We start from the raw sequence: 24,480 nt of genomic DNA, 5'->3' as shown, positions 1-24,480 counted from the left end.
CGTATTTACCCGGCCTGCACAATGGCAGGCCGGGTAAAGGTTAACGCCGTGCGGCAATCACGCCGCACGATCCTCGCGATGAGCCAACACCTGCGGCGTATTTACCTCGATCCAGTCCACCAGCGCGGCGACCTTCTCGCTCACCTCATCGCCCAGCGGCGTGAGGCTGTACTCCACGTGCGGAGGCACCACCGGATACGACACACGATTCACAAATCCATCCTGCTCCAGCGCCTGTAATGACTGCGCCAGCATCTTCTCGCTGACGCCACCCATTTTACGACGCAGGTCGCTAAAGCGATGCGTGCCCTGGCGCAACGCCACCAGAATCAGCACGCCCCAACGGCTGGTGACGTGTTTGAGCACTTCACGGGACGGACACTGCTCGGCAAACAGGTTGCCGTCGCGCATTTGCTCGCTGAGGGTAGGGATTGCTGTTTTCATACTGATCTTTTCACACATACTAACTAAAAGTTAGTGATATTATGCCACATCAAAATCCCGCCCACCAGAGCCGCAGCTTCATGCCCCAGCCGCTGGTGTAACCCGTGGTAATGGATTTGACCTCTCCGCGCGAGACGATAAGCACCGTCGGGGTCACCTGCACCTGCCAGCGGCGTGCGAGCTGGCCCTGAGGGTCGTTGACCGTCGGCATCCCGTAGTGCTTTTTCGCCAGCCAATGGCTCAGCGTGGCATCGTCACCGGAACGCAGCGCCACGCTGATGACGTTTCTCCCCTCCTCTGCCATCTCTGCCACCGACGGCGTGGTGTAGCGGCATACGCCACACCAGGTCGCCCAGACATACACCAGCAGCGGTCTGTCGTGGCTGCGCTGCGCCAGATCCACCGATTCGCCGTCCAGCGTCTGCAGCGGCGTGCTGATAAAGGTCGATGGAAGCGCAGGTTTGCGGAACTGATCGGTGATCAGCACTGCCGCGAGGGCAATCAGCAGCCAGACCATACCCTCACGCAGCCAGCGCAGCGCTTTACTGCGCATCTGGCTTCGCCAGCTCTTGCTTCACCAGCGCCTCCAGGTCGTCGTACGGAATAGCGCCCGGCACCAGGGTTTTGCCGACCAGGGTCGCCGGAGTGCCCTGCACGCCCAGCACCTGAGCAAGAATCAAATTCATCTGCAGGGTTTCGCCGCTCTTCTCATCGGCCTTGATGGCGCCCGTGCCCGTTTTCTGCTGAGCGGCCAGGATAGAAGCCTCGTCGTGATAGCCTTTCTTCGACATCAATCGCTGGTGCAGCGCCCAATACTGCTGAGGCTGCTGTCGCCAGGCCGTCAGCGCAATTCGCGCAGAGTGGGCCGAGCTTTCACTGCGAAACGGCAGCAGTTTCACCACCAGTTTGACGTCCGGAAATTTATGCACAATCTTCTCAAGCTCCGGGTCAAACTGCTTGCAGTAGGGGCAGTTGTAATCGGTAAACGACACCAGCGTCAAGCGTGGTTTTTCCGCGCCCATCGCAGGCGTGTCAGGATCATTCCAGAGCAAATTCTCCAGATCGGGTTCAGCGGCAAAACTCAGGGTCGAAAAACAGAACAGCACGATCAAGGTTAAAATACGCATTGTTAGTGTCCTTTGGCGTTATTCAGGGTCTGAAAGAGATCGTCACGATCCAGCAGCGGCGGCAATATGCGGCCTTGCTCCAGCCCGGGGCCATAAATTTGGTTGAAGGGGACGGCGGCACTCTGACGCGCGCGAAGGAACTGGCTAATCGTCTCGGATGGACGGCTCCAGTCGCCGCGCAGCGCAACCACATCCGGTTCGCTGAGGGCGTTTTGCACCTCGTCGCGTAGCAGCACGTTGTATTTGTTCGCTTTGCAGGTCACGCACCAGTCGGCGGTGACATCGACGAAGACCCGTTTGTTGTCGGCCAGCGCGGCGGTAATCGCCTGTTCGCTGAGCGGCTGCCAGACGATGCGATCTTTCGCCAGCCCCGGTTGACCGGCGCCGATGAGCGGAAGGGAAATACCGAGCGACACCATCGCGGCCAGGGCACTCCACAGCGCCACCCGCCATCCCCAGCGCCATAGCGTGGCGATCAGCAGCGTGATGACGATGAACGCGCCTAACGCCTGCGTCGGCACTCGCCCAATGTGAACGGCGAGCAGGCTGGCAAGCCACAGCCCTGACGCGAGCATCATCAGGCCGAGGATTATCCGCACGACGTTCATCCAGCGTCCCGGACGCGGCAGGCGCAGCGCCAGCCCTGGCCAGGCAGCGATCAACAGCCACGGCAGGCTCATGCCGATCCCCATCACCAGGAATATCCCCCACAGCAGGGACAACGGGGCGACCAGCGCCACCGAAACCGCCGTGCCGAGAAACGGCGCGGTGCACGGAGTTGCCAGCAGCGTCGCAAAGGCCCCCTGGCAGAAATGACCCACCAGACCATTGCCGCCCCGCGTGGCGAGAAACGTAGAGACACCGGATGAAAGCCTGATTTCAAACAGCCCCAGCAGGCTGGCGCTGAACCCCACCATCACCACCACCATCGCGGCGATAAACCACGGGTTCTGGAACTGGATACCCCAGCCGAGCGCCTGATTGCTGAGACGCAGCGCCGTCATCATCAGCGCCAGCGCGAGGAACGAGGTCACGATCCCGGCGGCCGAGGCCATAAACTGCTGACGCACCACGCGGCGATGAGTCGACGAGGCCTGCACGACACTGCCCAGTTTCATTGCCAGTACCGGCAGCACGCACGGCATGACGTTGAGGATCAGCCCACCGGCCAGCGCCATCAGCAGAATCCAGGCCATGGTAAACGGGGCGTCCCCGGATGGCGCGTCGCCCACCGTCACCTGACTCTCCTGCGCCTGACCGCTGTCGGCGAGCACCAGCGACAGGGTTTTGCCCCGCAGATCCGGTGCGCTGTCTCCCCAGCCGTCGCTGACGGGCAGCGTCGCGGTCAAGGTCTGGCCGTCAATCCGGTATACCGGCTTGCCAAAATCCGTGTCGGCCAGGGTGTCGATAAACAGCTCGGGCTTTTGCCAGCCCGCCTCGCGGGTGGCGGTGATGCGAAGCTTTTCGTCACCGAAACCGGCGCTTAGATCGGAAGTGAGCCCTTCCTTGAGCGGCAGAGTACCCAGCGCGCGGCTGAAATCGTAGCTAAATTGCGGATCGGCGGGCGCACTGAGATCCAGCGCAAAGGGGTAGTCCGTCAGGATGCAGACGTTGCTGCAGGTGGAGAGCGTGAGCACGCCCGACAGTTTCTCCGGCATTGCGCCGCGCAGGGTGATCGGAAACGACACATTACCGTCGTAGCCCTGCGTGGTAATGCCTGCCACCTCGAAACGCTGCGGCACCGGCCAGCGCCAGTCCATCTCCAGCGGCGTGTTCCAGCTTATCGCCGGGGCGATGCCGCCCTCTCCAGGCGATCGCCAGTAGGTTTTCCAGCCTTTTTCGAGACGAACATCCAGCAGCAGGCGCGTGTCGTGCCCTTGCCGGGCGTCTGCCCGCACGCGAACGCTGGCGTGGTCATTATCCGCGGCGCGTAGCCAGCCGCTGTCGGCGGCCTGACTGACGGGCAGCCATAGCCAGAACAGGCAGAGCACAAGCTGCCTTAAAAATGCATACATTTATTTTCTCCATAAATAATTAATTACCCTGAATTAGCAGGCAATCAATCATTCACGGAATACGCAGAGTCGCAGATGCACCCGCAATCGGGGCGGAGAGATGACGCGAGGCGGCCAGCGGCGCACCGGGCGATGGGGTACGGCGGCCAGCACCGCCAGGACCAGCGTGATGGCAAACAGCGCGCCTTCAAACATGATCGGCGGTGTTGCCAGCAGGGATTTGGCACTCAGCTCGCAAGGGGTGACCGGGGCATCGCTGTCGCCAGTCTGCTTTACCGTTTGCTGAGCCACAGAAGCGGCGTTCATCACCAGCGCGTGCAGCCCCGCCATGCGCTGGGTGGTGCAGACAAGCACCACCAGACATGCCAGAGCGACAAGAAGAAAAGCTTTACGCTGACGGGGGATCATAGACGCCTCAATCAAATTCAGGCGGATATCTTAGCGGCAAAAAAGGCGCTGTGCTGTAAAGAAACGTCGTGATGACAAATTTAACACTTACCTTTTTGTACGTACTTACTAAAAGTTAGTAAGAGTGGTAATGTTCCGTCATACCATGCAAACAACGAGGAAATAACTCATGATCGCAATTACCGGCGCAACCGGCCAGCTTGGCCAACACGTTATCAACAACCTGCTTAAAACCGTTCCTGCCAGCGAGATCGTGGCAATTGTACGTAACCCGGCAAAAGCCGACGCCCTGAGCCAGAAAGGCATTACCGTTCGCCAGGCGGATTACACCGACCAGGCCGCGTTCACCACCGCCCTGAGCGGCGTGGAGAAACTGCTGCTGATCTCCTCAAGCGAGGTCGGCCAGCGTGCGACCCAGCATCAGAATGTTATCAACGCGGCAAAAGCGGCGGGCGTGAAATTTATCGCCTACACCAGTCTGCTCCATGCGGATAAGTCGCCACTCGGCCTGCGCGATGAACACATCGCCACCGAAAAGGCGCTGGCCGAGTCCGGCATTCCTTACGCCCTGCTGCGCAACGGCTGGTACACCGAAAACTATCTCGCCAGCGCACCACCGGCCCTGGAGCACGGCGTGTTTATCGGCGCGGCGGGTGACGGCAAAATCGCCGCAGCCACACGCGAAGATTATGCCGCTGCGGCGGCGAAAGTGATCGCGGAAGAGGGTCATGCAGGCAACGTGTACGAACTGGCTGGCGACACGGCGTGGACGCTGAGCGAACTGGCTGCCGAGCTGAGCAAGCAAAGCGGAAAACCGGTGACCTATCAGAACCTGAGCGAAGCCGATTTCGCCGCCGCGCTGAAAAGCGTGGGCTTACCGGCCGGGCTGGCGGATATGCTGGCAGATTCCGATGTCGGTGCCTCGAAGGGTGGTCTGTTCGACGACATCCGTACCTTGAGCAAATTGATCGGTCGCCCGACCACGCCGCTGGCTGAGAGCATCAAAGGCATTCTGTAATTGTTAAGCGGTGGTTAATTTTAGTGGCATCCCCGTGGGTCATCTCTGATAATGAAAAGATGACCCACCTGGAGGATCACCGTGCAAGGCGTACCCGAACAGTTCATTGATGAAAGAGACAGCGCCCGCTTTCGCCATCTGGCGCAGGTGCCGGGCGTCGAACTGTATCATGCGCATATCTCACGTTACGCCTTTGAACCTCACACCCACGAAGCCTTCGGGATCGGCGCGATAGAAGCCGGAGCCGAGCGCTTTCGCTATCGTGGCGCGCAGCATGTCGCGCCCGTTCACTCTGTTGTCACCATGAATCCCGACGAGTTGCACACCGGCGAGGCCGCCACTGAAGACGGCTGGCGCTACCGGATGGTCTATCTCGATCCCGCTCTGCTCGAAGAGGTGACCGGCATTCGCCACTGGTGGTTTAGCGACGTCACGCGCCACGACCCGCTGCGTTCGCAGCAGATCTGTCAGCTGATTTATGGACTGTGGCATACGGACGATCCGCTGGCCCAGAAGGGCTTACTGCTGGATCTGATCGAGACATTTCAGCCGCTGGCGCGCCATGCTCCGGTCATTCAGGAAGGGGCGCACCGTTTCGAGCGCGCGCGCGAGTATCTGCACGACAACTATATGCATCCGGTGACCCTGGATGAGCTGGCGCACGTGGTCTCGCTGAGTCCGTACCATTTCCAGCGCCAGTTCAAAGCGCACTTTCACGTGACGCCGCACCAGATGCTGATGGCGATCCGCCTGTGGCGCGCCAAAGCGTTTCTCACCCTCGGCATGCCGGCCGCTGAAGTGGCCGCCGCGACCGGGCTGACCGATCAGTCTCATCTCACCCGCGCCTTTACCCATCGCTACGGCATTACGCCCGTTCGCTATCAGAAGCAGGTCGTTCGGCGCTAATGCGCAATCTCATACAATATTCCCGGCGGACCTCTTTCTACACTGTGCGCAGGTTTCTCTGACGTGGATAGCAAAATGATTAGCGGCGTGTTGTATGCCCTGCTGGCGGGTTTGATGTGGGGATTAATTTTTGTCGGCCCGCTCATTGTGCCGGAATACCCGGCAATGTTGCAGTCGATGGGGCGCTATCTGGCGCTGGGGCTTTTCGCCCTGCCGCTGGCGTGGATGGGGCGCGCTCGCCTGCGTCAGTTGAGTCGCGGCGACTGGGTCACCGCCCTGGGCCTGACCATGATGGGCAATCTGATCTATTACGTTTGTCTGGCCAGCGCCATTCAGCGCACCGGCGCGCCCGTGTCGACCATGATTATCGGCACCCTGCCGGTGGTGATTCCGGTGTTCGCCAACCTGCTCTATAGCCATCGCGACGGTAAACTGGCGTGGTCGAAAATGCTGCCTGCGCTGGTGTGTATCGCCACCGGTCTGGCGTTCGTCAATATCGCCGAGCTGCGTCATGCGCGTGTCGATGAGTTTGACGGATGGCGTTACGGCTCGGGGATTTTGCTGGCGTCGATCTCCGTGGTCTGCTGGGCGTGGTATGCCCTGCGTAACGCCCGCTGGCTGCGGGAAAACCCGGATAAGCATCCGATGATGTGGGCCACCGCCCAGGCGCTGGTGACGCTGCCGGTATCGCTGCTCGGCTACGTGGCATCTTGCTGGTGGCTGGGGCTGCAACAGCCGGAGTTTGCCCTGCCGTTCGGGCCGCGTCCGTGGGTGTTTGTCGGCCTGATGGTGGCGATTGCGGTGCTGTGCTCGTGGGTGGGTGCTTTGTGCTGGAATATCGCCAGCCAGAAATTGCCGACGGTGATTCTTGGGCCGTTGATTGTCTTTGAAACCCTGGCCGGGCTGCTTTATACCTTCCTGATGCGCCAGAGCGTGCCGCCGCTGTTAACGGGGTGCGGGATTTTGCTGCTGGTGGTGGGGGTGGTGATTGCCGTCAGAGCGAAGCCGGAAAAACCGACGGTGGTGACGGTTTCGCAGGTTTGACACCACGCCCGGAAAGCGTCAGGGCTTTCCGGGAGCGGATTGTAGTAGCCGGATGGACGCAAGCGCCCTCCGGTCTCTGTCAGAAGGTTTCCCAGTTCCCGTCAACCATCGCTGCTGCGGGTTTAGCTTTTGCGACGTAGGTTTTCACCGGTGCCGCTTTTACCGCCTGACCGCGAGTGATTTTAAACACCGCGACCGCTTCGTTCAGGCGCGCAGCCTGATCTTCCAGCGCCGCTGCGGCTGCCGCTGACTCTTCCACCAGCGAGGCGTTCTGCTGAGTCACGCGATCCATCTCGGCGACTGCCTGCCCGACCTGATCGATACCACGGCTCTGCTCGTCGGACGCCGAGGCGATTTCGCCCATGATATCGGTCACGCGGGTGACGGCATTCACGATCTCAGACATGGTCTCCCCGGCCTGATTCACCAGTGCAGAACCGGCGTTGACGCGATCGCCTGAATCATCGATCAGTGCTTTGATCTCTTTCGCGGCCTGAGCGCTACGCTGGGCCAGAGTACGGACTTCCCCTGCCACGACCGCAAAACCACGGCCCTGCTCGCCTGCACGCGCCGCTTCTACCGCCGCGTTGAGAGCCAGGATGTTGGTCTGGAAGGCAATGCCGTCGATCACGTTAGTGATCTGGGCAATTTTGCTGGAACTGGTGGCAATCTCATCCATCGTGCGCACCACGCCTTCCACCACGCTGCCGCCTTTTTTGGCGGTGGTTGATGCATCCAGCGCCAGTCGGGACGCCTGACGGGCGTTATCGGCGTTTTGCTTCACGGTGGCGGTCAGCTGTTCCATGCTCGCAGCGGTCTCTTCCAGCGACGCGGCCTGCTGCTCGGTGCGGGAGGAGAGATCGTTGCTGCCGGCGGAAATTTCACCTGCGCCCGTATAGATTGTGTCAGCCCCTTCGCGCACCACGCCGACGGTGTTCGCCAGTGCGGTTTGCATCTCTTGCACGTTACGCGCCAGTACCGCCATTTCGTTCTTGCCCTGGGCGTCGATCGGCTGCGTCAGATCGCCTGCCGCAATCGCGCGGATATGGCTGATCACATCATGCAGCGGGAGCAACAGCACGCGGCGCATCGCAATCCAGCTGGTAATAATAACGGCGGCGACCACCACCATAATGGCGGAGAGGATCCACAGGATGCGGGTGTAGTCGCTTTCATTGTCCTGAATGCCTTTACTGGTCAGCTTCGCCTGCGCTTCACGCCACTCGCGATACACCTTTTGCATCGCGGTCTGCTTTTGCTCGGCGTTTTGCTTGAACATATCTTCCAGGTTGCCCTGTGCCAGTAAGGTGTTCATTTGCGTCAGAGTGGCGGAGTAGACGCGGTACTGCTCTTCCAGCTGTTTGGAGAGGTTTTCGTCCATTCCCGGCGTTTCCGGCAGGGCGTAATATTTATCGTAATGACCCTGCGCTTCCGTCAGCAGGTTTTTCGCGGTAGCGACCAGCTCGTTCAGCTGCCCGCCGTTAATCTGGCTCGCCACGCTGCTCTGCAAGCGGAGCATTCCACGGTTGAGGGTGACGCGCGCCTGGTTGAGGCTGATCCAGGCGTCAGTAAATTCCGCGACGTTCTGGCTGGAGAGCTGAGAGACGGTGAAATTGTCTTTGTCATTATTCAGAGCATTGATGAATACCCCGGCGGAGATCAGCTGAACGGCGCCCAGCCCGAGCAACACCGAGATTAAGAGGGTGATGACTTTTATACGTTTAAACATGCGATGCCTTTAGTTATCTGCAGGATTTTATCTGACCTGTATCTATCGGCAGGGGCGCAGGGTTATTTAACGCCTTCTCCGGCATGAGAAGCCCATTCGCGGAATTTTTCAAATCCATTCAGCAGGTTAATACATCAAAATAAATGTGACGGATCTCTCATTTTCTCCGCTGCCCCCAAAGGGTTATAGCTTCACCAAAAAGATGCATTTAAAATGCATCTTATATTCTTAATGATGAGGTAACGACGATGGCCTTCCGCGACCAACCTTTAGGCGAGCTGGCGCTCTCCATCCCACGCGCATCTGCGCTGTTTCGTAAATACGATATTGACTACTGCTGCGGCGGGAAGCAAACGCTGGCGCGTGCGGCATTGCGTAAGGCGCTGGATGTTGATGCGATTGAAGCTGAGCTGGCGCAGCTGGCCGAACAGCCCATCGAGAAAGACTGGCGCAGCGTGGCGCTGGCGGAAATCATCGACCACATCATCGTGCGTTACCATGACCGTCACCGCGAACAGCTCCCGGAACTGATTCTGCAGGCAACCAAAGTTGAGCGCGTGCATGCCGATAAAGCCACCGTACCGCGCGGCCTGGCGAAATACCTGACCATGCTGCACGAAGAGTTATCCAGCCACATGATGAAAGAGGAGCAGATCCTCTTCCCGATGATCAAACAGGGCATGGGTACGCAGGCGATGGGACCGATCAGCGTCATGGAGAGCGAGCACGACGACGCGGGCGAACTGCTGGAAGTGATCAAACACACCACCAATAACGTGACGCCGCCGCCAGACGCCTGCACAACCTGGAAAGCGATGTACAACGGCATTAACGAGATGATCGATGATCTGATGGAACACATCAGTCTGGAAAATAACGTCCTGTTCCCACGTGCCTTAGCCGGGGAATAAAAAAAGGCCCGGTCGCGTGAGCGCTTACCGGGCCTCTGTTTTGTGCTTTAGTGTGCCGGAGAGACGAAGCGCCCCCGGCAACAGACTTAGCGCATACCTGCCATACGTTTCTTACCGATAAACAGCCAGCCTAACCCCAGCGCAATGAACCACAGCGGCGTTACGATCAGCGCCTGACGGGTGTCATCTTCCAGCGTCAACAGAACCAGCACAAACACGAAGAACGCCATACAGACCCAGCACATCAGCTTGCCGAGCGGCATCTTGTAGATGGATTTCTCATGCAGCTGCGGACGCTGTTTGCGGTACACCAGGTACGAGCAGAGGATGATGGTCCAGACAAACATGAACAGGATCGCGGAGACCGTGGTGATCATGGTGAAGGCGCCAATCACGCTCGGGTTGACGTACAGCATCACCACACCGCCCAGCAGGCAGATGCAGGAGAAGGTCAGCCCTTTCGCCGGTACGGCACGTTTGGAGAGCTTCGCGAAAGCGCTGGGTGCCACGCCTTCCTGCGCCAGACCGAACAGCATACGGCTGGTCGAGAACACGCCGCTGTTGGCAGAAGAGGCCGCCGACGTCAGCACCACGAAGTTAATCAGGCTTGCCGCAGCAGGCAGACCAACCAGCACGAACAGTTCTACGAACGGGCTTTTGGTTGGAACGACGGAGCTCCACGGCGTCACGGACATAATGACGATCAGCGCGAAGACGTAGAACATGATGATACGAATCGGGATGGAGTTGATCGCGCGCGGCAGGGATTTCTCCGGATCTTTGGTTTCCGCAGCGGTGGTGCCCACCAGCTCAATACCCACGAAGGCGAACACCGCAATCTGGAAGCCAGCAAAGAAGCCGCTCAGCCCTTTCGGGAACCAGCCGCCGTCATTCCACAGGTGTGTAAAGGAAGCCTGCACGCCGGTCGGTGACTGGAAGTGCGTCAGCACCATCACCAGCCCCACGACAATCAGCCCGACGATGGCGACGATTTTGATCATCGCAAACCAGAACTCCATCTCACCAAACATTTTTACGGTGGCGAGGTTAAGGCTCAGCAGCAGGACGATCACCGCAAGGGACGCCACCCAGTCGGAAAGACCGGGGAACCAGAATTGCGCGTAGGCGGTGATGGCGACAACGTCAGCCATGCCGGTGACCACCCAGCAGAACCAGTAAGTCCAGCCGGTAAAGTATCCCGCCCAGGGGCCGAGCAGGTCAGAAGCGAAGTCGCTAAAAGATTTGTATTCGAGATTCGAGAGCAGCAATTCACCCATTGCACGCATCACGAAGAACAGCATAAAACCGATGATCATATAGACGAAGATGATCGACGGCCCGGCAAGACTGATGGTTTTGCCAGACCCCATGAACAGCCCTGTGCCGATGGCACCGCCGATGGCGATAAGCTGAATATGACGGTTTGTGAGATTGCGCCGTAGCGACTGTTCAGACGAAGCCTCTTCGTCGGCAACGACTTTTACCTGATCTACCATGTGTTTTTTTCCTGTTATGCCTGTCTGTGTTGTTAAGGCTCTTCTGGCCTTTAGTTACGTCATGATGTGACGGTCCCTTAAAAAGGACTCATCGATAGTAGGTAAGAATCGGCGGGATGAATACTATGAAATAGATATTATGTTAATAATATGTTTAAAGTGAGTGTCATATCACTCATACAACGCGAAACAGCTCACAAAAATACACGCAACTCGTAGCTTTGCAAGATAAAATATTGATATCGGCTTAACTATAGGTTTTCTCACTATTTCCCCTCCCGCAGGGGGAGAGGAAATGTGTGTGCCGATTACAGAATTTCCAGCAGCTCGACTTCAAACACCAGGGTGCTGAATGGCGGGATGGACGCGCCAGCGCCACGCTCGCCGTAAGCCAGGTTCTGCGGGATAGTCAGTTCCCATTTGGAACCTACAGGCATCAGCGTCAGCGCTTCGATCCAGCCTGGGATCACGCCGTTGACCGGGAATTCAGCCGGTTCGCCACGGGCGACAGAGCTGTCGAACACCGTACCGTCGATCAGTTTACCGGTGTAGTGCACGCGTACATGGTCAGTACGTGCAGGGATTGCGCCTTCACCCTGAGCGATGACGCGGAACTGCAGGCCGGATTCGGTGCTGTTCACGCCCTCTTTCTCACGGTTCTCTTCCAGGTATTTCACGCCTTCGGCGGCCATCTCTTCAAAACGCTCGCGACGAACGGCATCTGCACGTTCGTGAACTTCACGCAGTGCGCGATGTACAACGTCTACCGGTACAGCCGGGTGTTTGCCTTCCAGCGCGTCAGCGATACCCGCCACCAGTGCTTCAGGTAACAGTCCTTCCAGGCCGGATTCGCTCAGCTGCTGTCCTACCTGCAAACCGATACCGTAGCTTGCCTGCGCTTCGATAGTGTCAAAAGTCGGGGTGGTCATGGGTTTTCCTTCCATCACATTTAAAGTAGCGGGCAGCATATCAGCCACGCCCTTATGGGTAAAACTTTGTCTTAAGTTAAGATGACAAACTGCGCCGAAACAGAAACAATAGAGGTGACCAGGTGTTTTCCTAAACGTGAGTCACACGAGTCGGGTTTACTACGCCATTCAGGCAGTTAGCAGACTATACTTCTCAGGACAGGATTATAATGATGCGGAGCAGGAGGAGAGCCATGCCCGGGCGATTTGAACTGAAACCTACCCTGGCGAAAATCTGGCATGCGCCGGACAACTTTCGCATCATGGATCCGCTGCCGCCCTTCCATCGCAGAGGCGTCATTATTGCTGCCCTGGTGGTGGTGATTGGGTTCCTGCTTCCTTCTGGCGATGACAGCCGCGATGCGCAGCCTGTCACGCGTAATGCGCAGTTAGATATTCAGTCGCAGTCGCGGCCACAGCCCGATCAACAGCCGATGCAAACGCAGCTGGTGACGCCGTCAAACGATCCAGGCCAGGTGGCGCCGGTCTCCCCGGAACCGATTCAGGAAGAGCAGCCGCAGGAACAAGCCGCAGCGCCAGTTCAGTCGCAGGCGCAGCAGCCCACCGGCATTGAACAGCAGTGGCGCTCCTATCGCGTCGAGCCGGGTAAAACCATGGCGCAGCTCTTCCGCGACCATAATCTGCCACCGACCGATGTGTACGCCATGGCGCAAGTAGAAGGCGAAGGAAAACCCCTGAGTAATTTGCAGAATGGCCAGATGGTACAGATTCGCCAGAACGCCAGCGGCGTGGTGACAGGGCTGACGATTGATACCGGCAGCGGCCAGCAGGTGCTTTTTATGCGTGAGCCAAACGGCAGCTTTATCCGCGTGAAGTAGCCGAAAGCCCGGTCACACTGGCCGGGCGTTCATATCAGGCGTTTTTTTTGGCCTTATTCACCCACCAGATCCCCGAACAGACCAGCACCAGCGCGATAGCGTATTTGATCTCCAGAATGTTTTCCCCGAGGAAAATGGCGGACAGCACTGTACCGGCAACCGGAATGACAAAGTTGAAGGGGGCTATCATGCTGACGCGATTTACTTTGAGCAGCATACTCCACAGTGCAAAGGCCACGGACGAGAGCAGCGTCAAATAGCCGAGAACGGCCACTGCAGCCGTGCTGTGCACTTCCAGCCGCCCACCCGTCGAGTAGCCCCCTATCACCAGCACCAGCCCGCCAATGGCCAGTTGCCACCCGGTCATTACCGTGGGATCGACGGTTTGCGAAATACGTTTCCCGTACAGCGTGGCTGCCGAGAGGATGAACGCCGCCAGCACCACAAAACCATCACCGTTCCAGACAAAGTGAAAATCCAGTAATCCGCTGTTGAAATTCACCAGCATCACGCCCGCAAAGCCCAGAATACAGCCGATGGTTTTGTTATAGCTGAGTTTGTCGTTTTGATAGATAAAGTGCGCGAGCAGTACGCTGAAGAAGGTTCCGGTCGCATTCATGATCGACCCTTTCACGCCGGTCGTGTACGCAAGGCCCACATAGAAGAAAACGTACTGGATTGACGTTTGTGTCAGGCCCAGCAGCGTAAGCTGCCCAAACTGCCGTGGCGTGAGCCGGGCGATGGGTTTGCGTTGCGCGAGGGCAAACATCAGCAGTAGCAGGCCTGCAAAGAGAAAACGGTAACCGGCAAAGACCACTTTCGACGGAATATCGTCGGTGGCAATCTGAAAAAGTTCGTAGCCGCTTTTGATCGCCGGATAAGAGCTTCCCCACAGCAGGCAGCAGAGCGTGGCGCTGGCGTAGGCGATATTCTTACGGGCAAACAGGGATACGGGCTGAGAGGCATCCATAGCAAATCTCAAAGATAAAATAGCGTTTCAATTATTATCAGAGATTGCGACGGGAATAGCTACCATACAAGTTGAGAGGTGTGATTCTGGCGGGGCTAAAAAACAAAACGCCGGCACAAGGCCGGCGCTTAGACGCTAACTAAGTAAAAATTACTCAGCTACAACGTTAACAACCAGTTTAGCGAACACTTCGCTGTGAACCTGGAAGTCCACTTCGTGCTCACCAGTGGTACGCAGAACGCCGTTCGGCATGCGAACTTCGCTCTTAGCCACTTCAACGCCAGCTGCAGTTACAGCGTCAGCGATGTCGCGGGTACCGATAGAACCGAACAGTTTACCTTCGTCGCCAGATTTAGACGCGATGGTAACGGTGCCCAGTGCATTGATTGCTTCAGCACGAGCGTTAGCAGCCGCCAGAACGTCAGCCAGTTTGGCTTCCAGTTCAGCACGACGTGCTTCGAAAAACTCAACGTTTTTCTTAGTAGCTGGAACAGCTTTACCCTGTGGAACCAGGAAGTTACGTGCGTAACCCGCTTTAACGTTAACCTGATCACCCAGGCTGCCCAGGTTTGCTACTTTATCAAGCAGAATAACTTGCATTACCTTATCCTCTTAAAGTCGTATTAATGGACCGTGCCCGATTACTGATGACGATCAGTGTACGGCAGCAGGGACAGGTAGCGAGCGCGTTTGATAGCGCGAGCCAGCTGACGCTGATATTTTGCACGAGTACCGGTGATACGGCTTGGGACAATCTTACCGCTTTCGGTGATGTAGTTTTTCAGCGTTGCGATATCTTTATAGTCGATCTCTTGAACGCCTTCCGCGGTGAAACGGCAGAACTTGCGACGACGGAAATAACGTGCCATATGGCTAGTCTCCAGAATCTATCAAATCAATCTGCTCGGCATGCAGAACCATTTTGCTCAGGCCGTTCTTTGCCTTGTGGCAAGAGATGAACCCCTGAACGGTGACTGCACAGCCGACCGTTATACTGTGAGTAATGGCCTGGTTTTCGTGTCCGCTAATAATAACGGGCATTTGGCACCACGCCTGCCGGTGAAACCCGGCTTCCTCCTGCACAGAACGATGCTCAAGCACGAACTGGCAATGAGGAATTCCTGATGGGCTGACCTTACGAAGGGGGGTCCTGCACACGGTACCGGACAACACCAGACGGTTGGTCATCAGAAATTACTCTTCAGAATCCCCAGCATCAGAATCATCTGCGGTTTCGTTTGCGAAATCATCGCGACGCTCACGGCGCTCGTCTTTCGCTTTAACCATCGGAGATGCTTCGGTAACTGCGTTCTTAGTACGCATTACCATGCTGCGGATAACGGCGTCGTTGAAGCGGAAGTTAGTTTCCAGCTCATCGATCACTTCCTGCGGAGCTTCAACGTTCAGCAGAACGTAGTGAGCTTTGTGCAGTTTGTTGATCGGGTAAGCCAGCTGACGGCGGCCCCAGTCTTCCAGACGGTGGATCGTACCTTCTGCTGCAGTGATTGCACCAGTGTAACGTTCGATCATACCCGGAACCTGTTCGCTCTGGTCAGGATGGACCATAAAAACGATTTCGTAATGACGCATCGAATTGCTCCTTACGGATTATTCAGCCTCCTGTCTGGGTCAGCCGCGGCCCATGGAGGCAAGGAACGTGTTAAAGGGCGGCCGAAAAATTGACGCGTCATTCTAATTGCGAACCCCCATAAACTCAAGCTGATTGCACAAATAATTCGCACAAAGCGTAAAGCTGGCCTAAGTGGATGATTTAAAATTAGACACATCGGAAAGCGCTACTTTTTTGAACAACAGCATCAGAAATGGTCGCCATTCCCCACACTATTAGCGATTACACTTTAATCAGACCCTATCCCAGGCGAATAAGGAGAGGAAAACCGTCACAGCACGCAGTCGTGGAGCGCATATCATGAAAAAAATCGTAATAGCCATTCTGGCTGCGCTTTTGCTCAGTGCAAACGCGATGGCAGCCATCAAGATCGACGGTCGACAGGCCAGAAATATGGATGATGTGCAGAGCTTAGGCGTAATTTACATAAACCATAACTTCGCCACCGAAAGTGAAGCAGATCAGGCGCTGAATGAAGAGACCGATGCATCGGGCGCAAAGTACTACCACGTCATTTTGACCCGTGAGCCCGGTAGCAACGGCAATATGCATGCAAGCGCAGATATCTATCGATAAGACTTTGACGCTAGCACCAGGAAAGCCAAAACGAGAACATAGCCATAGTTTGACTTGCCCCCTGCCCGGGGGCTTTTTTTATTTCTGCCCGTAATACGCATGAGGGCCATGCTTGCGCAGATAGTGCTTGTTCATCAAATAGCGATCAATGGGCTGTAGCTGCGGATTGATTCCGCGCGCAATCCACGCCATCTTCGCCACCTCTTCAAGTACTACCGCGTTGTGCACCGCCTCGTGAGCATTTTTGCCCCACGCAAACGGGCCGTGCTGCCAGACGACAATCCCCGGCGTATGCAGCGGCTCGCACTCGCCGATCGTCTCGATGATGACCTTGCCCGTATTCAGCTCATATTCACCCTGTACTTCTGCTTCGGTTAATGGCCGGGTACAGGGAATATCACCGAAGAAATAGTCCGCGTGCGTGGTACCGAGTGCCGGGATAGCGAGCCCGGCCTGCGCCCAGGCTGTCGCATGGGTAGAGTGGGTATGCACCACACCGCCGAGCGTCGGATAGCGGCGGTACAGCGCCAGATGGGTTGCTGTATCCGAGGAAGGATTCCATCTCCCCTCGATAACGTTCCCCTCAAGATCCACTACCACCATATCCTCTGGCTGCATGACGTCATACGCCACCCCGCTTGGCTTGATGACCACCCGCCCGCGCCCGCGGTCGATAGCACTCACGTTGCCCCAGGTGAATGTCACCAGGCCGTAGCGCGGCAAATCCATATTCGCATCATAGACCTGCTGTTTAAGCTGTTGCATGAGCCGCCTCCCGCAATCCCGCCCGCGCCATACGCTCGCAAACCCAGTCGCGCGCTTTCGCCACTTCGGCTAGTGGGTCGTCTGCCGTTTCGCTCCACATCTCAATCAAATAAGGCCCACAATAACCGCTCTGTTTGAGTGTCCGGAAGCACTGTTCGAAATCCACCACCCCGGTGCCGAACGGTACGTTTTTGAATACGCCGGGGCGTGTGTCTTTGACGTGAACCGCTACGATATGCCCGCAACCTGCCTGCAACTCCATCTGTACGTCGTTATCCCACGCCGAGAGATTGCCGATATCAGGATAGATCTGGAACCACGGATTATTGAGATAGTGCGCGTAGCCCAGCGCTTTGCTGATGGAGTTCATCAGCGGGTAATCCATGATCTCCATCGCCAGCGTCACCTGGGCACGGCTGGCCATTTCTACGCTTTGCTTCAGCCCCTCACGAAAGCGACGCCGGGTTTCGTCATTGGCCTCCTGATAATAGACGTCATAGCCCGCCAGCTGGATGACGCGAATCCCGACATCCTGCGCGAAAGTGATGGCTTTACGCATGATCTCCAGCCCCTGGGCGCGAATCGGGTCATCTTCGCTGCCCAGCGGAAAACGGCGGTGCGCACTTAAGCACATTGACGGCACCCGCACGCCCGTTTCCGCTACCGCATTGACCAGCGCCAGCCGCTGTTCACGGCTCCAGTCGAGACGCGCGAGACGAAAATCGGTCTCATCCACCGACATTTCGACAAAATCGAACCCCAGCTGACGCGCCAGTTGCAGGCGCTCCCCCCAGCACTCCCCGGCAGGGAGTGCTTTTTCGTAGATCCCGAGCGGGACCTGTTTCGATAACATATCCGCTCCTTATCCCCACAGCTGGGCGATGGAGCGTTTAAACTGACGCGCAGCCTCTACCGGTGAAACCGCATCACGAATGCTGCGCCCGGCAATAAAGACGTGAATCGGAATGCCTTTAAACAGCGGTAAATCCTCCAACGCCAGGCCGCCGGTCACCGTCACTTTGAAGCCCATCTCCGAAAGACGTTTAATTGCGCTGATATCCGCGTCGCCCCAGGCGACACCAGCGGCCTGCGCGTCGCGGCTGCGGTGATACACCACCTGCTGAATGCCCGCATCACGCCACTCTTGCGCCTGCTCCCAGGTCCAGTAGCCGGTCAGCTCAATCTGCACATCGCCATTAAACTCGTTTGCCACTTCCAGCGCGCCTTTGGTGGTGTTGATATCGGCACAGCAAATCACCGTCACCCAGTCTGCGTTCGCTTCAAAACACATGCGGGAGAGAATTTTCCCGGCGTCAGCGATCTTGGCGTCGGCCAATACGATTTTATGCGGGTATAGCGCTTTCAGGTCACGGACGGCGCGAACACCTTCTCCGACGCAGAGAATGGTGCCGACTTCGATGATGTCCACCTCTTCAGCAATCAAACGCGTGGTTTCATACGCATGGGCCATCGTTTGGTTATCCAGTGCGACCTGCAACATCGGTAATGACATTTCACTTCCCTCTTATACTGCCGCCGCAGTGGCGTGATCGATTAATTCCAGCACTTCCTGCTCGGTACGGCAGGTGCGTAAACGGTCGAAATTGGCTTCATCATCAAACAGATTAACGATCTGCATGATGCCCACCTCCTGGTGAGTCGTCGCATCGACTGCCGCCAGGGTGATCAGGATATCGACCGGATCGTTATCCTCATGGTTAAACACCAGCGGCGACTTCAGCGTCACCAGCGCAAAGCCGGTTTTTTTAACGCCCTCTTCCGGGCGGCCATGCGGCATAGCCAGACCCGGTGCGATAACAAAGTACGGGCCGTGCTGCGCCACGCCGTCGAGGATGGCCTGGTAATAGCGCGGCTCAACCACATCGGCGTTAACCAGCAAATCGACGCCCAGTTTGACGGCGTCCTGCCAGGTGCTGGCCTCGGCCTGAAGCAGGATGGAATGGTTCTCCGCCAGCGAATCTCGTAATTTCATGACGCGTCCTTATTTGATATCACCAGGGAAGTGCGCTTTGATGACCTCCATCAGCTTCGGACCAAAATCGGCAGCAGAGAGCATGTTGCGCACGCCCACCACATATTTATTGCCCGTCACCGTGATCTCCCCTGCGATATGCGTGGAGGCAATAATCACATCTGCCCCGCTCAGTTCGCTTTTGTATTCGCCCACGGCACAGCTATTTACCGAATGATCAACGCCCTGCCCGGTGAGAAACTGGTCCACTTTCATTTTCATGATCATGGAGCTGCCCTGTCCGTTACCACACACTGCCAGAATACGTACGGTCATAATCAAAACTCCTTATTAAGCAGACTGCTCTGCCAGTTGTTTCTCTGCGTCTTCTTCAGCGCGAAGTGCGCGTCCGGCGAAGACCATATAAACCAGTGCAATCAGGATAATGATGGCCATAAACGCGAGCCCGATGGAGGCGAAGCCCTGCATCATCGGCGGCGCCAGAATCGACCAGTCGGCCATGCCCATCCAGGCGCTCATGCCGGTCAGTTTGACCGCCCACACGCAGCCGAAGATTTCGATCATCCCCATCACCAGACAAATCTTCAGCGCCGCGCGCCAGCCGCCGAAGTGGTTAGCAAACACGCCGATGGTGGCGTTGGAGAAGAACATCGGGATAAAGCCGGGGATGATCAGAATGGAGGAGCCGCAGCCAACCAGAATGCCAACGGCAATCAGCTGGCCGATGGTGCCCCACATAAAGCCCCACACCACGGCGTTCGGCGCGAAGCTATAGATTGCCGCACAGTCGATCGCCAGAACGGCACCGGGGATCAGGCGCTGAGAGATACCGTTAAAGGCTTCGGAAAGTTCAGCCACAAACATGCGCACGCCCTGGGTGATGATGAAAATCGCCACCGCGAACTGGAAGCCCGTTTGCAGAATGTAGATACTCCAGTGGGTTTTGCCGGCCATCGCCTGCACAACGTCAATGCCGAAGGAGAGCAGGATCGCGCCAAAAAAGAGGGTCATGACGATGGCGGTGGAGACAATATTGTCGTGGAAGATATTCAGCCAGCCGGGCAGTTTGAGATCTTCAACGCTCTCCTCTTTCTTACCGAGGTACGGCGCAACTTTATAGGCAATCCAGGAGGCGAACTGCTGCTGGTGACCAATTGAGAAACCGCAGCCGTCAGTCACTTCCTGCGTCGGTTTGTACATCATGTTGGAGGTGATACCCCAGTAGAGCGACACCAGCACTGCCGTGCAGATAATAGTGGTCCACATCGGATAGCCGAAGATATAGAAGAAGACGGCGATCAGACCCGCCTGCTGGAACATGATGTGCCCGGTGAGCATTATGGTGCGAATGCCGGTAATACGCCGCAGCAGGACGAACGTAATGTTCAACGCCAGCGCGAGCAGCACCGCATACCCCACCCAGCTGTAAGCCTCGCCCATGCGTTCAATGGTCGCCATCATCGAGGCGTAGGTGTCAGAGATGGCACCGTTAATGCCATAAACTTCCGACATTTTGGCGACAACAGGCTTGAACGTGCTGGTTAATATACCTGACCCTGCCTGCAGCAACATAAACCCGATAATCGTTTTGATGGTGCCTTTCACAATTACGCTCGCGCTTTTGCGTAACAGGATATAGCCAAGGCAGGTCACAATACCCAACAACAGCGGCGCATTGGTCATTACCTGGTTGAAGAAAACGGTAAAGACGCTGTAGAGGATTTCCATAACACACTCCAGAAAGTGAGGGTACGAAGGATAAACTGCGTACAAGAAGTGCCCTCACTCTAGTAATCACAAATAATCACCACAAGATTGCATTTGATTATTTGTGACGTGTCACGCATATTATTTCCCTGCACTTTATAGTGATTTTCATTCAGCATTCACCATCACAAATTTTTTCTTTTAATTTATACAATTAACAAAACACACCAACAATTAAGCCTGTTTGCGCACCCGCTCAAGACCCCCATACCCGATCTATCAATCAATAAAATCACCATTGCAAAGCTGATTTAATGGTGACAACATAAATCACAACACATCACATTATGATTAATTATGATTGAAACAGGGAGTCAAACGATGAGTAAAGTAAAATCCATCACCCGCGAATCATGGATTCTGAGCACTTTCCCGGAATGGGGTAGCTGGCTGAATGAAGAGATCGAACAGGAACAGGTCGCACCGGGCACCTTTGCGATGTGGTGGCTGGGTTGCACCGGGATTTGGCTAAAATCGGAGGGCGGCGCAAACATCTGTGTCGATTTCTGGTGCGGGACGGGCAAGCAGAGCCATGGCAATCCGCTGATGAAAGCAGGCCATCAGATGCAGCGCATGGCTGGCGTCAAAAAACTGCAGCCGAACCTGCGCACCACGCCGTTTGTGCTGGATCCGTTCGCGATTCGTCAGATCGATGCCGTGCTCTCAACCCACGATCACAACGATCATATCGACGTGAACGTAGCAGCAGCGGTCATGCAAAACTGCGCCGACGATGTGCCCTTTATTGGGCCACAAACCTGCGTGGATCTGTGGATGGGTTGGGGTGTGCCAAAAGAGCGCTGCATCGTGATGAAGCCCGGCGACGTTGTGAAAATCAAAGACATTGAGATCCATGCCCTCGACGCCTTTGACCGTACCGCATTGATTACTCTGCCTGCCGACCAAAAAGCGGCTGGCGTGCTGCCAGACGGCATGGACGAGCGCGCGGTGAACTACCTGTTCAAAACGCCTAGCGGATCGCTCTATCACAGCGGCGATTCGCACTACTCCAACTACTATGCGAAGCACGGCAACGAGCATCGCATCGACGTAGCGCTGGGATCGTACGGGGAAAACCCGCGCGGTATCACCGATAAAATGACCAGCGCCGATATGCTGCGCATGGCGGAAGCGCTCAACACCAAAGTCGTGATCCCGTTCCACCACGATATCTGGTCAAACTTCCAGGCCGATCCACAGGAGATCCGCGTCCTGTGGGAAATGAAAAAAGATCGTCTTAAGTATGGCTTCAAGCCGTTTATCTGGCAGGTCGGCGGCAAATTTACCTGGCCGCTGGACAAAGATAATTTCGAATACCACTACCCGCGTGGTTTCGATGACTGCTTCACGATAGAACCCGATCTGCCGTTCAAATCGTTCCTGTAGTGGCGGAACTCAGGTTGCCAGGCGAGTCGCCTGGCAATTCTCTCATTTGCTTAGTATTTTCAGGCTATTTCAAATATCATCTTTTAAAATCAATTTATTTCGGAATAGCTCATGACGGAAGCGCAACGGCATCAAATTTTACTGGAACTCCTGGCGCAAACCGGCTTTGTCACCGTCGAACAAGTGATTGATCGCCTGGCAATCTCCCCAGCCACGGCGCGGCGTGATATCAACAAACTGGATGAGAGCGGGAAGCTCAAAAAAGTACGCAACGGTGCCGAGGCGATCAGCCAGCAGCGCCCGCGCTGGACGCCGATGAATATCCATCAGGCGCAGAATCATGATGAAAAAGTGCGTATTGCGCGGGCGGCTTCGCAGCTGGTGAATCCGGGGGAAAGCGTGGTGATCAACTGCGGCTCCACGGCCTTTTTACTGGGCCGCGAGATGTGCGGGAAGCCAGTGCAAATCATCACGAACTATCTGCCGCTGGCCAATTACCTGATCGACCAGGAGCATGAAAGCGTGGTGATCATGGGCGGCCAGTACAACAAAAGTCAGTCCATCACCCTCAGCCCACAGGACAGCGAAAACAGCCTGTATGCCGGGCACTGGATGTTTACCAGCGGTAAGGGCCTGACTGCCGACGGGCTGTACAAAACCGATATGCTGACGGCGATGGCGGAGCAGAATATGCTAAACGTTGTCGGAAAACTGGTGGTACTGGTCGACAGCAGCAAAGTAGGCGAGCGCGCCGGCATGCTGTTCAGCCGGGCAGAACAGATCGACATGGTGATCACCGGCAAAAACGCTAACCCTCAGATCCTGCAAAAACTGGAGGATCTGGGTGTCACCATTCTTCGCGTTTAGAGATGCTTTTGGAAAAAACCGGTCGTGGCATCCAGCGCCGTGGGCGTGATGCGATGCCCCACACCGACTTCCCACAGGCAGGTCAGGTTTTTATCCAGCCCCTCACGCAACAATGCCTGCTGTAATCGGAATGTCTCGGCGGCAGGCACAATATCGTCTGCTTCGCCGTGCCAGAGCAGCAGCGGGCGGTCTGCCAGACGCGGTAAGGCGTGTGTCACGTCCCACTCCGCGAGGGTTGCCAGAACGCTTTCAACGTCCTGCGCCTGTGGCGGAAAGAGAGTCTGCGACAGAGAGGTAAAGTATCCCGACCCCATCAGGCTCGCTACGCATTTTACCTCCGGGTGGCGCGCCATAATGCCCAGCGCGGTCATGCCGCCCATCGACGCCCCCGCGACGGCAAGACGTTCATCGGCCACCAGCCCCGCCGCATAAAGCGCATCGCGAAGCCCAGCGAACTCCGCCAAACTGCCGTGTAATATTTGCCAGAACTGCCCTAACCGCGCCTGCTCATCACCCGTAAACCGCGCCCCGTGCCGGGGTGCATCCGGCATCACCACGCGAAAACCCGCCTGCGCCAGCGCGACGGCAAAATAGCTGTAAACCAGTTTTGATGAGGTAAACCCATGATAAAAAATAATAACGGGTAAAGGTTGCTCACTTAACCCCGCCGGAAAAGCGTGTAGAATTTCATGGTCGCCAAGCCGCTGAGTCTTAAGTTCAATCATCGTCGATCCTCTTTCTAATGGGTGATTCATAATCTTGAGAACTGGATTACGCTTTCACGATATTTTCATTCGAAAATGACGTCACAGATAACAGTTTGGGAACATTCCCCCAAAATGAAATTCGCAGACATCTACACTATGGCTATCAGGAAACGAGATATGGTTATGCGCAGGTTCGCTGCTTTATTGCTGGTGCTGCTGTTAACAAGCTGTAGCGTGCTGGAAGGAACACCACAGCCCGCCCCGGCCGCCACCAGTTATCCTCAGGAAATTCGTCGTAATCAGACCGAAGGATTACAACGTATGGGTACCGTCAGTGTGCTGGTTCGTGGCTCACCGGCGGATGCGGAGGATGCAATAAAAGCGAAAGCTGTCGCCGCAAAAGCAGATTACTACGTCATTATTATGGTGGATGAAACCATTATTACCGGACAGTGGTACTCGCAAGCCATTTTGTATCGCAAATAACTGTCAGGATTTAAACGACATTTACACTGCTTTGCGTCCATAGACGTTTTCCTGTCCACAATAAACTCCATGCCTGTGACAATGGAAGTGAGTTTATTTGCGAAGGATTGCCCGGCGGATACCGGAGACATGTGAAATGGAGCTGACAATGAAACGATCTCTTGCTTTGACCTCACTGCTGCTCTCAGCGGGGCTGATGAGCACAACCGCGCAGTCAGCCGAATTTGCCAGCGCTGATTGTGTCACAGGCTTAAATGAAATTGGCCTTATCTCCGTGAATAACATTTCAGGGAGCCCGCAAGACGTGGAACGTGTGATTGCATTTAAAGCGGATGAGCAGGGTGCTTCGTGGTATCGCATTGTCCAGATGCAGGAAGACCGATACGCCGACCAGTGGCGAGTACAGGCTATTCTTTACGCCTGACACG

30 protein-coding genes are annotated in these 24,480 nt (G+C 56.2%); 10 read left to right on the top strand and 20 right to left on the bottom strand.

Annotated elements, in window-relative coordinates:
• Window positions 1-57 precede the first annotated feature (57 nt).
• The 5 genes from C0560_RS02580 to C0560_RS02560 are packed head-to-tail and all read right to left on the bottom strand — an operon-like array spanning window position 58 to window position 3,994.
• A complete protein-coding gene (locus C0560_RS02580; protein ID WP_100777862.1) occupies window positions 58-444 on the bottom strand; it encodes a helix-turn-helix domain-containing protein in 387 nt (128 codons plus the stop codon).
• A gap of 49 nt (window positions 445-493) precedes the next feature.
• Window positions 494-997, bottom strand: a complete 504-nt coding sequence (locus tag C0560_RS02575; RefSeq protein ID WP_248859557.1) for a protein disulfide oxidoreductase — start codon at window positions 995-997, stop codon at window positions 494-496.
• Complete coding sequence (locus C0560_RS02570; protein ID WP_100777864.1) at window positions 987-1,571, bottom strand: DsbA family protein; 585 nt, start codon at window positions 1,569-1,571, stop codon at window positions 987-989. Before C0560_RS02570 ends, C0560_RS02575 begins: the two co-directional genes overlap by 11 nt.
• Window positions 1,572-1,573: 2 nt before the next feature.
• A complete protein-coding gene (locus tag C0560_RS02565) occupies window positions 1,574-3,586 on the bottom strand; it encodes a protein-disulfide reductase DsbD (protein WP_248859556.1) in 2,013 nt (670 codons plus the stop codon).
• A gap of 48 nt (window positions 3,587-3,634) precedes the next feature.
• Window positions 3,635-3,994, bottom strand: coding sequence for a copper resistance protein (locus tag C0560_RS02560; RefSeq protein ID WP_181827227.1), 360 nt, complete (start codon window positions 3,992-3,994; stop codon window positions 3,635-3,637).
• A 169-nt stretch (window positions 3,995-4,163) separates the two neighbouring features.
• Between C0560_RS02560 and C0560_RS02555 the strand changes: the two genes are divergently transcribed.
• The 3 genes from C0560_RS02555 to C0560_RS02545 all read left to right on the top strand — a co-directional run bounded on the left by C0560_RS02555 (window position 4,164) and on the right by C0560_RS02545 (window position 6,962).
• Window positions 4,164-5,012 (top strand): SDR family oxidoreductase, encoded by an 849-nt coding sequence (locus tag C0560_RS02555; RefSeq protein WP_248859555.1) that lies wholly within the window; start codon window positions 4,164-4,166, stop codon window positions 5,010-5,012.
• Between the two features lie 81 nt (window positions 5,013-5,093).
• Window positions 5,094-5,918 (top strand): AraC family transcriptional regulator, encoded by an 825-nt coding sequence (locus C0560_RS02550; RefSeq protein WP_248859554.1) that lies wholly within the window; start codon window positions 5,094-5,096, stop codon window positions 5,916-5,918.
• Between the two features lie 75 nt (window positions 5,919-5,993).
• Window positions 5,994-6,962 carry a DMT family transporter gene (locus tag C0560_RS02545; protein ID WP_123429640.1) on the top strand — a complete coding sequence of 323 codons (969 nt, stop codon included), beginning with the start codon at window positions 5,994-5,996 and terminating at the stop codon, window positions 6,960-6,962.
• A gap of 79 nt (window positions 6,963-7,041) precedes the next feature.
• Here the strand turns inward: C0560_RS02545 and C0560_RS02540 are convergent, their stop codons facing one another.
• Entirely contained in the window at window positions 7,042-8,691 is a 1,650-nt protein-coding gene (locus tag C0560_RS02540; protein WP_100777869.1) for a methyl-accepting chemotaxis protein, read from the bottom strand.
• 248 nt (window positions 8,692-8,939) lie between these two features.
• On the opposite strand from C0560_RS02540, the gene ytfE reads away from it, so the two are divergent.
• Window positions 8,940-9,602 (top strand): iron-sulfur cluster repair protein YtfE, encoded by a 663-nt coding sequence (gene ytfE / locus C0560_RS02535; RefSeq protein WP_123429611.1) that lies wholly within the window; start codon window positions 8,940-8,942, stop codon window positions 9,600-9,602.
• Between the two features lie 86 nt (window positions 9,603-9,688).
• Here ytfE and cycA read toward each other — a convergent pair whose 3' ends face one another.
• Together cycA and fklB are read right to left on the bottom strand one after the other, a co-directional pair.
• Complete coding sequence (gene cycA, locus C0560_RS02530) at window positions 9,689-11,098, bottom strand: D-serine/D-alanine/glycine transporter (protein ID WP_100777871.1); 1,410 nt, start codon at window positions 11,096-11,098, stop codon at window positions 9,689-9,691.
• 308 nt (window positions 11,099-11,406) lie between these two features.
• Window positions 11,407-12,027, bottom strand: a complete 621-nt coding sequence (gene fklB / locus C0560_RS02525) for an FKBP-type peptidyl-prolyl cis-trans isomerase (protein ID WP_181827225.1) — start codon at window positions 12,025-12,027, stop codon at window positions 11,407-11,409.
• A gap of 233 nt (window positions 12,028-12,260) precedes the next feature.
• Between fklB and C0560_RS02520 the strand changes: the two genes are divergently transcribed.
• Window positions 12,261-12,905: an OapA family protein gene (locus tag C0560_RS02520; protein ID WP_248859553.1), complete on the top strand. Its 645-nt coding sequence runs from the start codon at window positions 12,261-12,263 to the stop codon at window positions 12,903-12,905.
• A gap of 34 nt (window positions 12,906-12,939) precedes the next feature.
• Here the strand turns inward: C0560_RS02520 and C0560_RS02515 are convergent, their stop codons facing one another.
• The 5 genes from C0560_RS02515 to rpsF form a co-directional block, all read right to left on the bottom strand.
• The gene (locus C0560_RS02515) at window positions 12,940-13,875 is read right to left on the bottom strand and encodes a DMT family transporter (protein WP_248859552.1); all 936 of its coding nucleotides are present in this window, start codon (window positions 13,873-13,875) and stop codon (window positions 12,940-12,942) included.
• 150 nt (window positions 13,876-14,025) lie between these two features.
• Window positions 14,026-14,475 (bottom strand): 50S ribosomal protein L9, encoded by a 450-nt coding sequence (gene rplI / locus C0560_RS02510; protein WP_059179941.1) that lies wholly within the window; start codon window positions 14,473-14,475, stop codon window positions 14,026-14,028.
• A 41-nt stretch (window positions 14,476-14,516) separates the two neighbouring features.
• Window positions 14,517-14,744: a 30S ribosomal protein S18 gene (gene rpsR / locus C0560_RS02505; RefSeq protein ID WP_000135199.1), complete on the bottom strand. Its 228-nt coding sequence runs from the start codon at window positions 14,742-14,744 to the stop codon at window positions 14,517-14,519.
• A gap of 4 nt (window positions 14,745-14,748) precedes the next feature.
• Window positions 14,749-15,063 carry a primosomal replication protein N gene (priB, locus tag C0560_RS02500; RefSeq protein WP_100777875.1) on the bottom strand — a complete coding sequence of 105 codons (315 nt, stop codon included), beginning with the start codon at window positions 15,061-15,063 and terminating at the stop codon, window positions 14,749-14,751.
• A gap of 6 nt (window positions 15,064-15,069) precedes the next feature.
• Window positions 15,070-15,465 (bottom strand): 30S ribosomal protein S6, encoded by a 396-nt coding sequence (gene rpsF, locus C0560_RS02495; RefSeq protein WP_100777876.1) that lies wholly within the window; start codon window positions 15,463-15,465, stop codon window positions 15,070-15,072.
• A gap of 340 nt (window positions 15,466-15,805) precedes the next feature.
• Between rpsF and yjfY the strand changes: the two genes are divergently transcribed.
• Window positions 15,806-16,081, top strand: a complete 276-nt coding sequence (gene yjfY, locus C0560_RS02490) for a DUF1471 family protein YjfY (protein ID WP_100777877.1) — start codon at window positions 15,806-15,808, stop codon at window positions 16,079-16,081.
• Between the two features lie 78 nt (window positions 16,082-16,159).
• On the opposite strand, the gene C0560_RS02485 is transcribed toward yjfY, so the two are convergent.
• The 6 genes from C0560_RS02485 to ulaA are packed head-to-tail and all read right to left on the bottom strand — an operon-like array spanning window position 16,160 to window position 20,567.
• Entirely contained in the window at window positions 16,160-16,846 is a 687-nt protein-coding gene (locus C0560_RS02485) for an L-ribulose-5-phosphate 4-epimerase (protein ID WP_248859551.1), read from the bottom strand.
• Window positions 16,833-17,699, bottom strand: a complete 867-nt coding sequence (locus C0560_RS02480; protein WP_123429616.1) for an L-ribulose-5-phosphate 3-epimerase — start codon at window positions 17,697-17,699, stop codon at window positions 16,833-16,835. Before C0560_RS02480 ends, C0560_RS02485 begins: the two co-directional genes overlap by 14 nt.
• A 9-nt stretch (window positions 17,700-17,708) precedes the next feature.
• Window positions 17,709-18,359 (bottom strand): 3-keto-L-gulonate-6-phosphate decarboxylase UlaD, encoded by a 651-nt coding sequence (gene ulaD, locus C0560_RS02475; protein WP_100777880.1) that lies wholly within the window; start codon window positions 18,357-18,359, stop codon window positions 17,709-17,711.
• A gap of 12 nt (window positions 18,360-18,371) precedes the next feature.
• Window positions 18,372-18,839 carry a PTS ascorbate transporter subunit IIA gene (ulaC, locus tag C0560_RS02470; protein ID WP_100777881.1) on the bottom strand — a complete coding sequence of 156 codons (468 nt, stop codon included), beginning with the start codon at window positions 18,837-18,839 and terminating at the stop codon, window positions 18,372-18,374.
• A gap of 9 nt (window positions 18,840-18,848) precedes the next feature.
• Window positions 18,849-19,154, bottom strand: coding sequence for a PTS ascorbate transporter subunit IIB (gene ulaB, locus C0560_RS02465; RefSeq protein WP_100777882.1), 306 nt, complete (start codon window positions 19,152-19,154; stop codon window positions 18,849-18,851).
• Between the two features lie 15 nt (window positions 19,155-19,169).
• The gene (ulaA, locus tag C0560_RS02460; protein WP_123429617.1) at window positions 19,170-20,567 is read right to left on the bottom strand and encodes a PTS ascorbate transporter subunit IIC; all 1,398 of its coding nucleotides are present in this window, start codon (window positions 20,565-20,567) and stop codon (window positions 19,170-19,172) included.
• A gap of 360 nt (window positions 20,568-20,927) precedes the next feature.
• On the opposite strand from ulaA, the gene ulaG reads away from it, so the two are divergent.
• Both ulaG and ulaR read left to right on the top strand, forming a co-directional pair.
• On the top strand, window positions 20,928-21,992 hold the full coding sequence (gene ulaG, locus C0560_RS02455) for an L-ascorbate 6-phosphate lactonase (RefSeq protein ID WP_248859550.1): 1,065 nt from the start codon (window positions 20,928-20,930) through the stop codon (window positions 21,990-21,992).
• 111 nt (window positions 21,993-22,103) lie between these two features.
• On the top strand, window positions 22,104-22,859 hold the full coding sequence (gene ulaR, locus C0560_RS02450; RefSeq protein WP_100777885.1) for an HTH-type transcriptional regulator UlaR: 756 nt from the start codon (window positions 22,104-22,106) through the stop codon (window positions 22,857-22,859).
• Here the strand turns inward: ulaR and yjfP are convergent.
• Window positions 22,856-23,584, bottom strand: coding sequence for an esterase (gene yjfP / locus C0560_RS02445; RefSeq protein ID WP_181827218.1), 729 nt, complete (start codon window positions 23,582-23,584; stop codon window positions 22,856-22,858). The two genes, ulaR and yjfP, sit on opposite strands and share 4 nt — an antisense overlap.
• 138 nt (window positions 23,585-23,722) lie before the next feature.
• On the opposite strand from yjfP, the gene bsmA reads away from it, so the two are divergent.
• Complete coding sequence (gene bsmA, locus C0560_RS02440) at window positions 23,723-24,052, top strand: biofilm peroxide resistance protein BsmA (RefSeq protein ID WP_100780773.1); 330 nt, start codon at window positions 23,723-23,725, stop codon at window positions 24,050-24,052.
• Window positions 24,053-24,188: 136 nt separating this feature from the next.
• Entirely contained in the window at window positions 24,189-24,476 is a 288-nt protein-coding gene (gene yjfN / locus C0560_RS02435) for a DUF1471 family protease activator YjfN (protein WP_100777887.1), read from the top strand.
• Window positions 24,477-24,480 lie beyond the last annotated feature (4 nt).

This window comes from Lelliottia sp. AC1 (assembly GCF_023278595.1).
Lineage (GTDB): Bacteria > Pseudomonadota > Gammaproteobacteria > Enterobacterales > Enterobacteriaceae > Enterobacter > Enterobacter nimipressuralis.
This window is presented reverse-complemented; position numbering and strand designations above follow the sequence as displayed.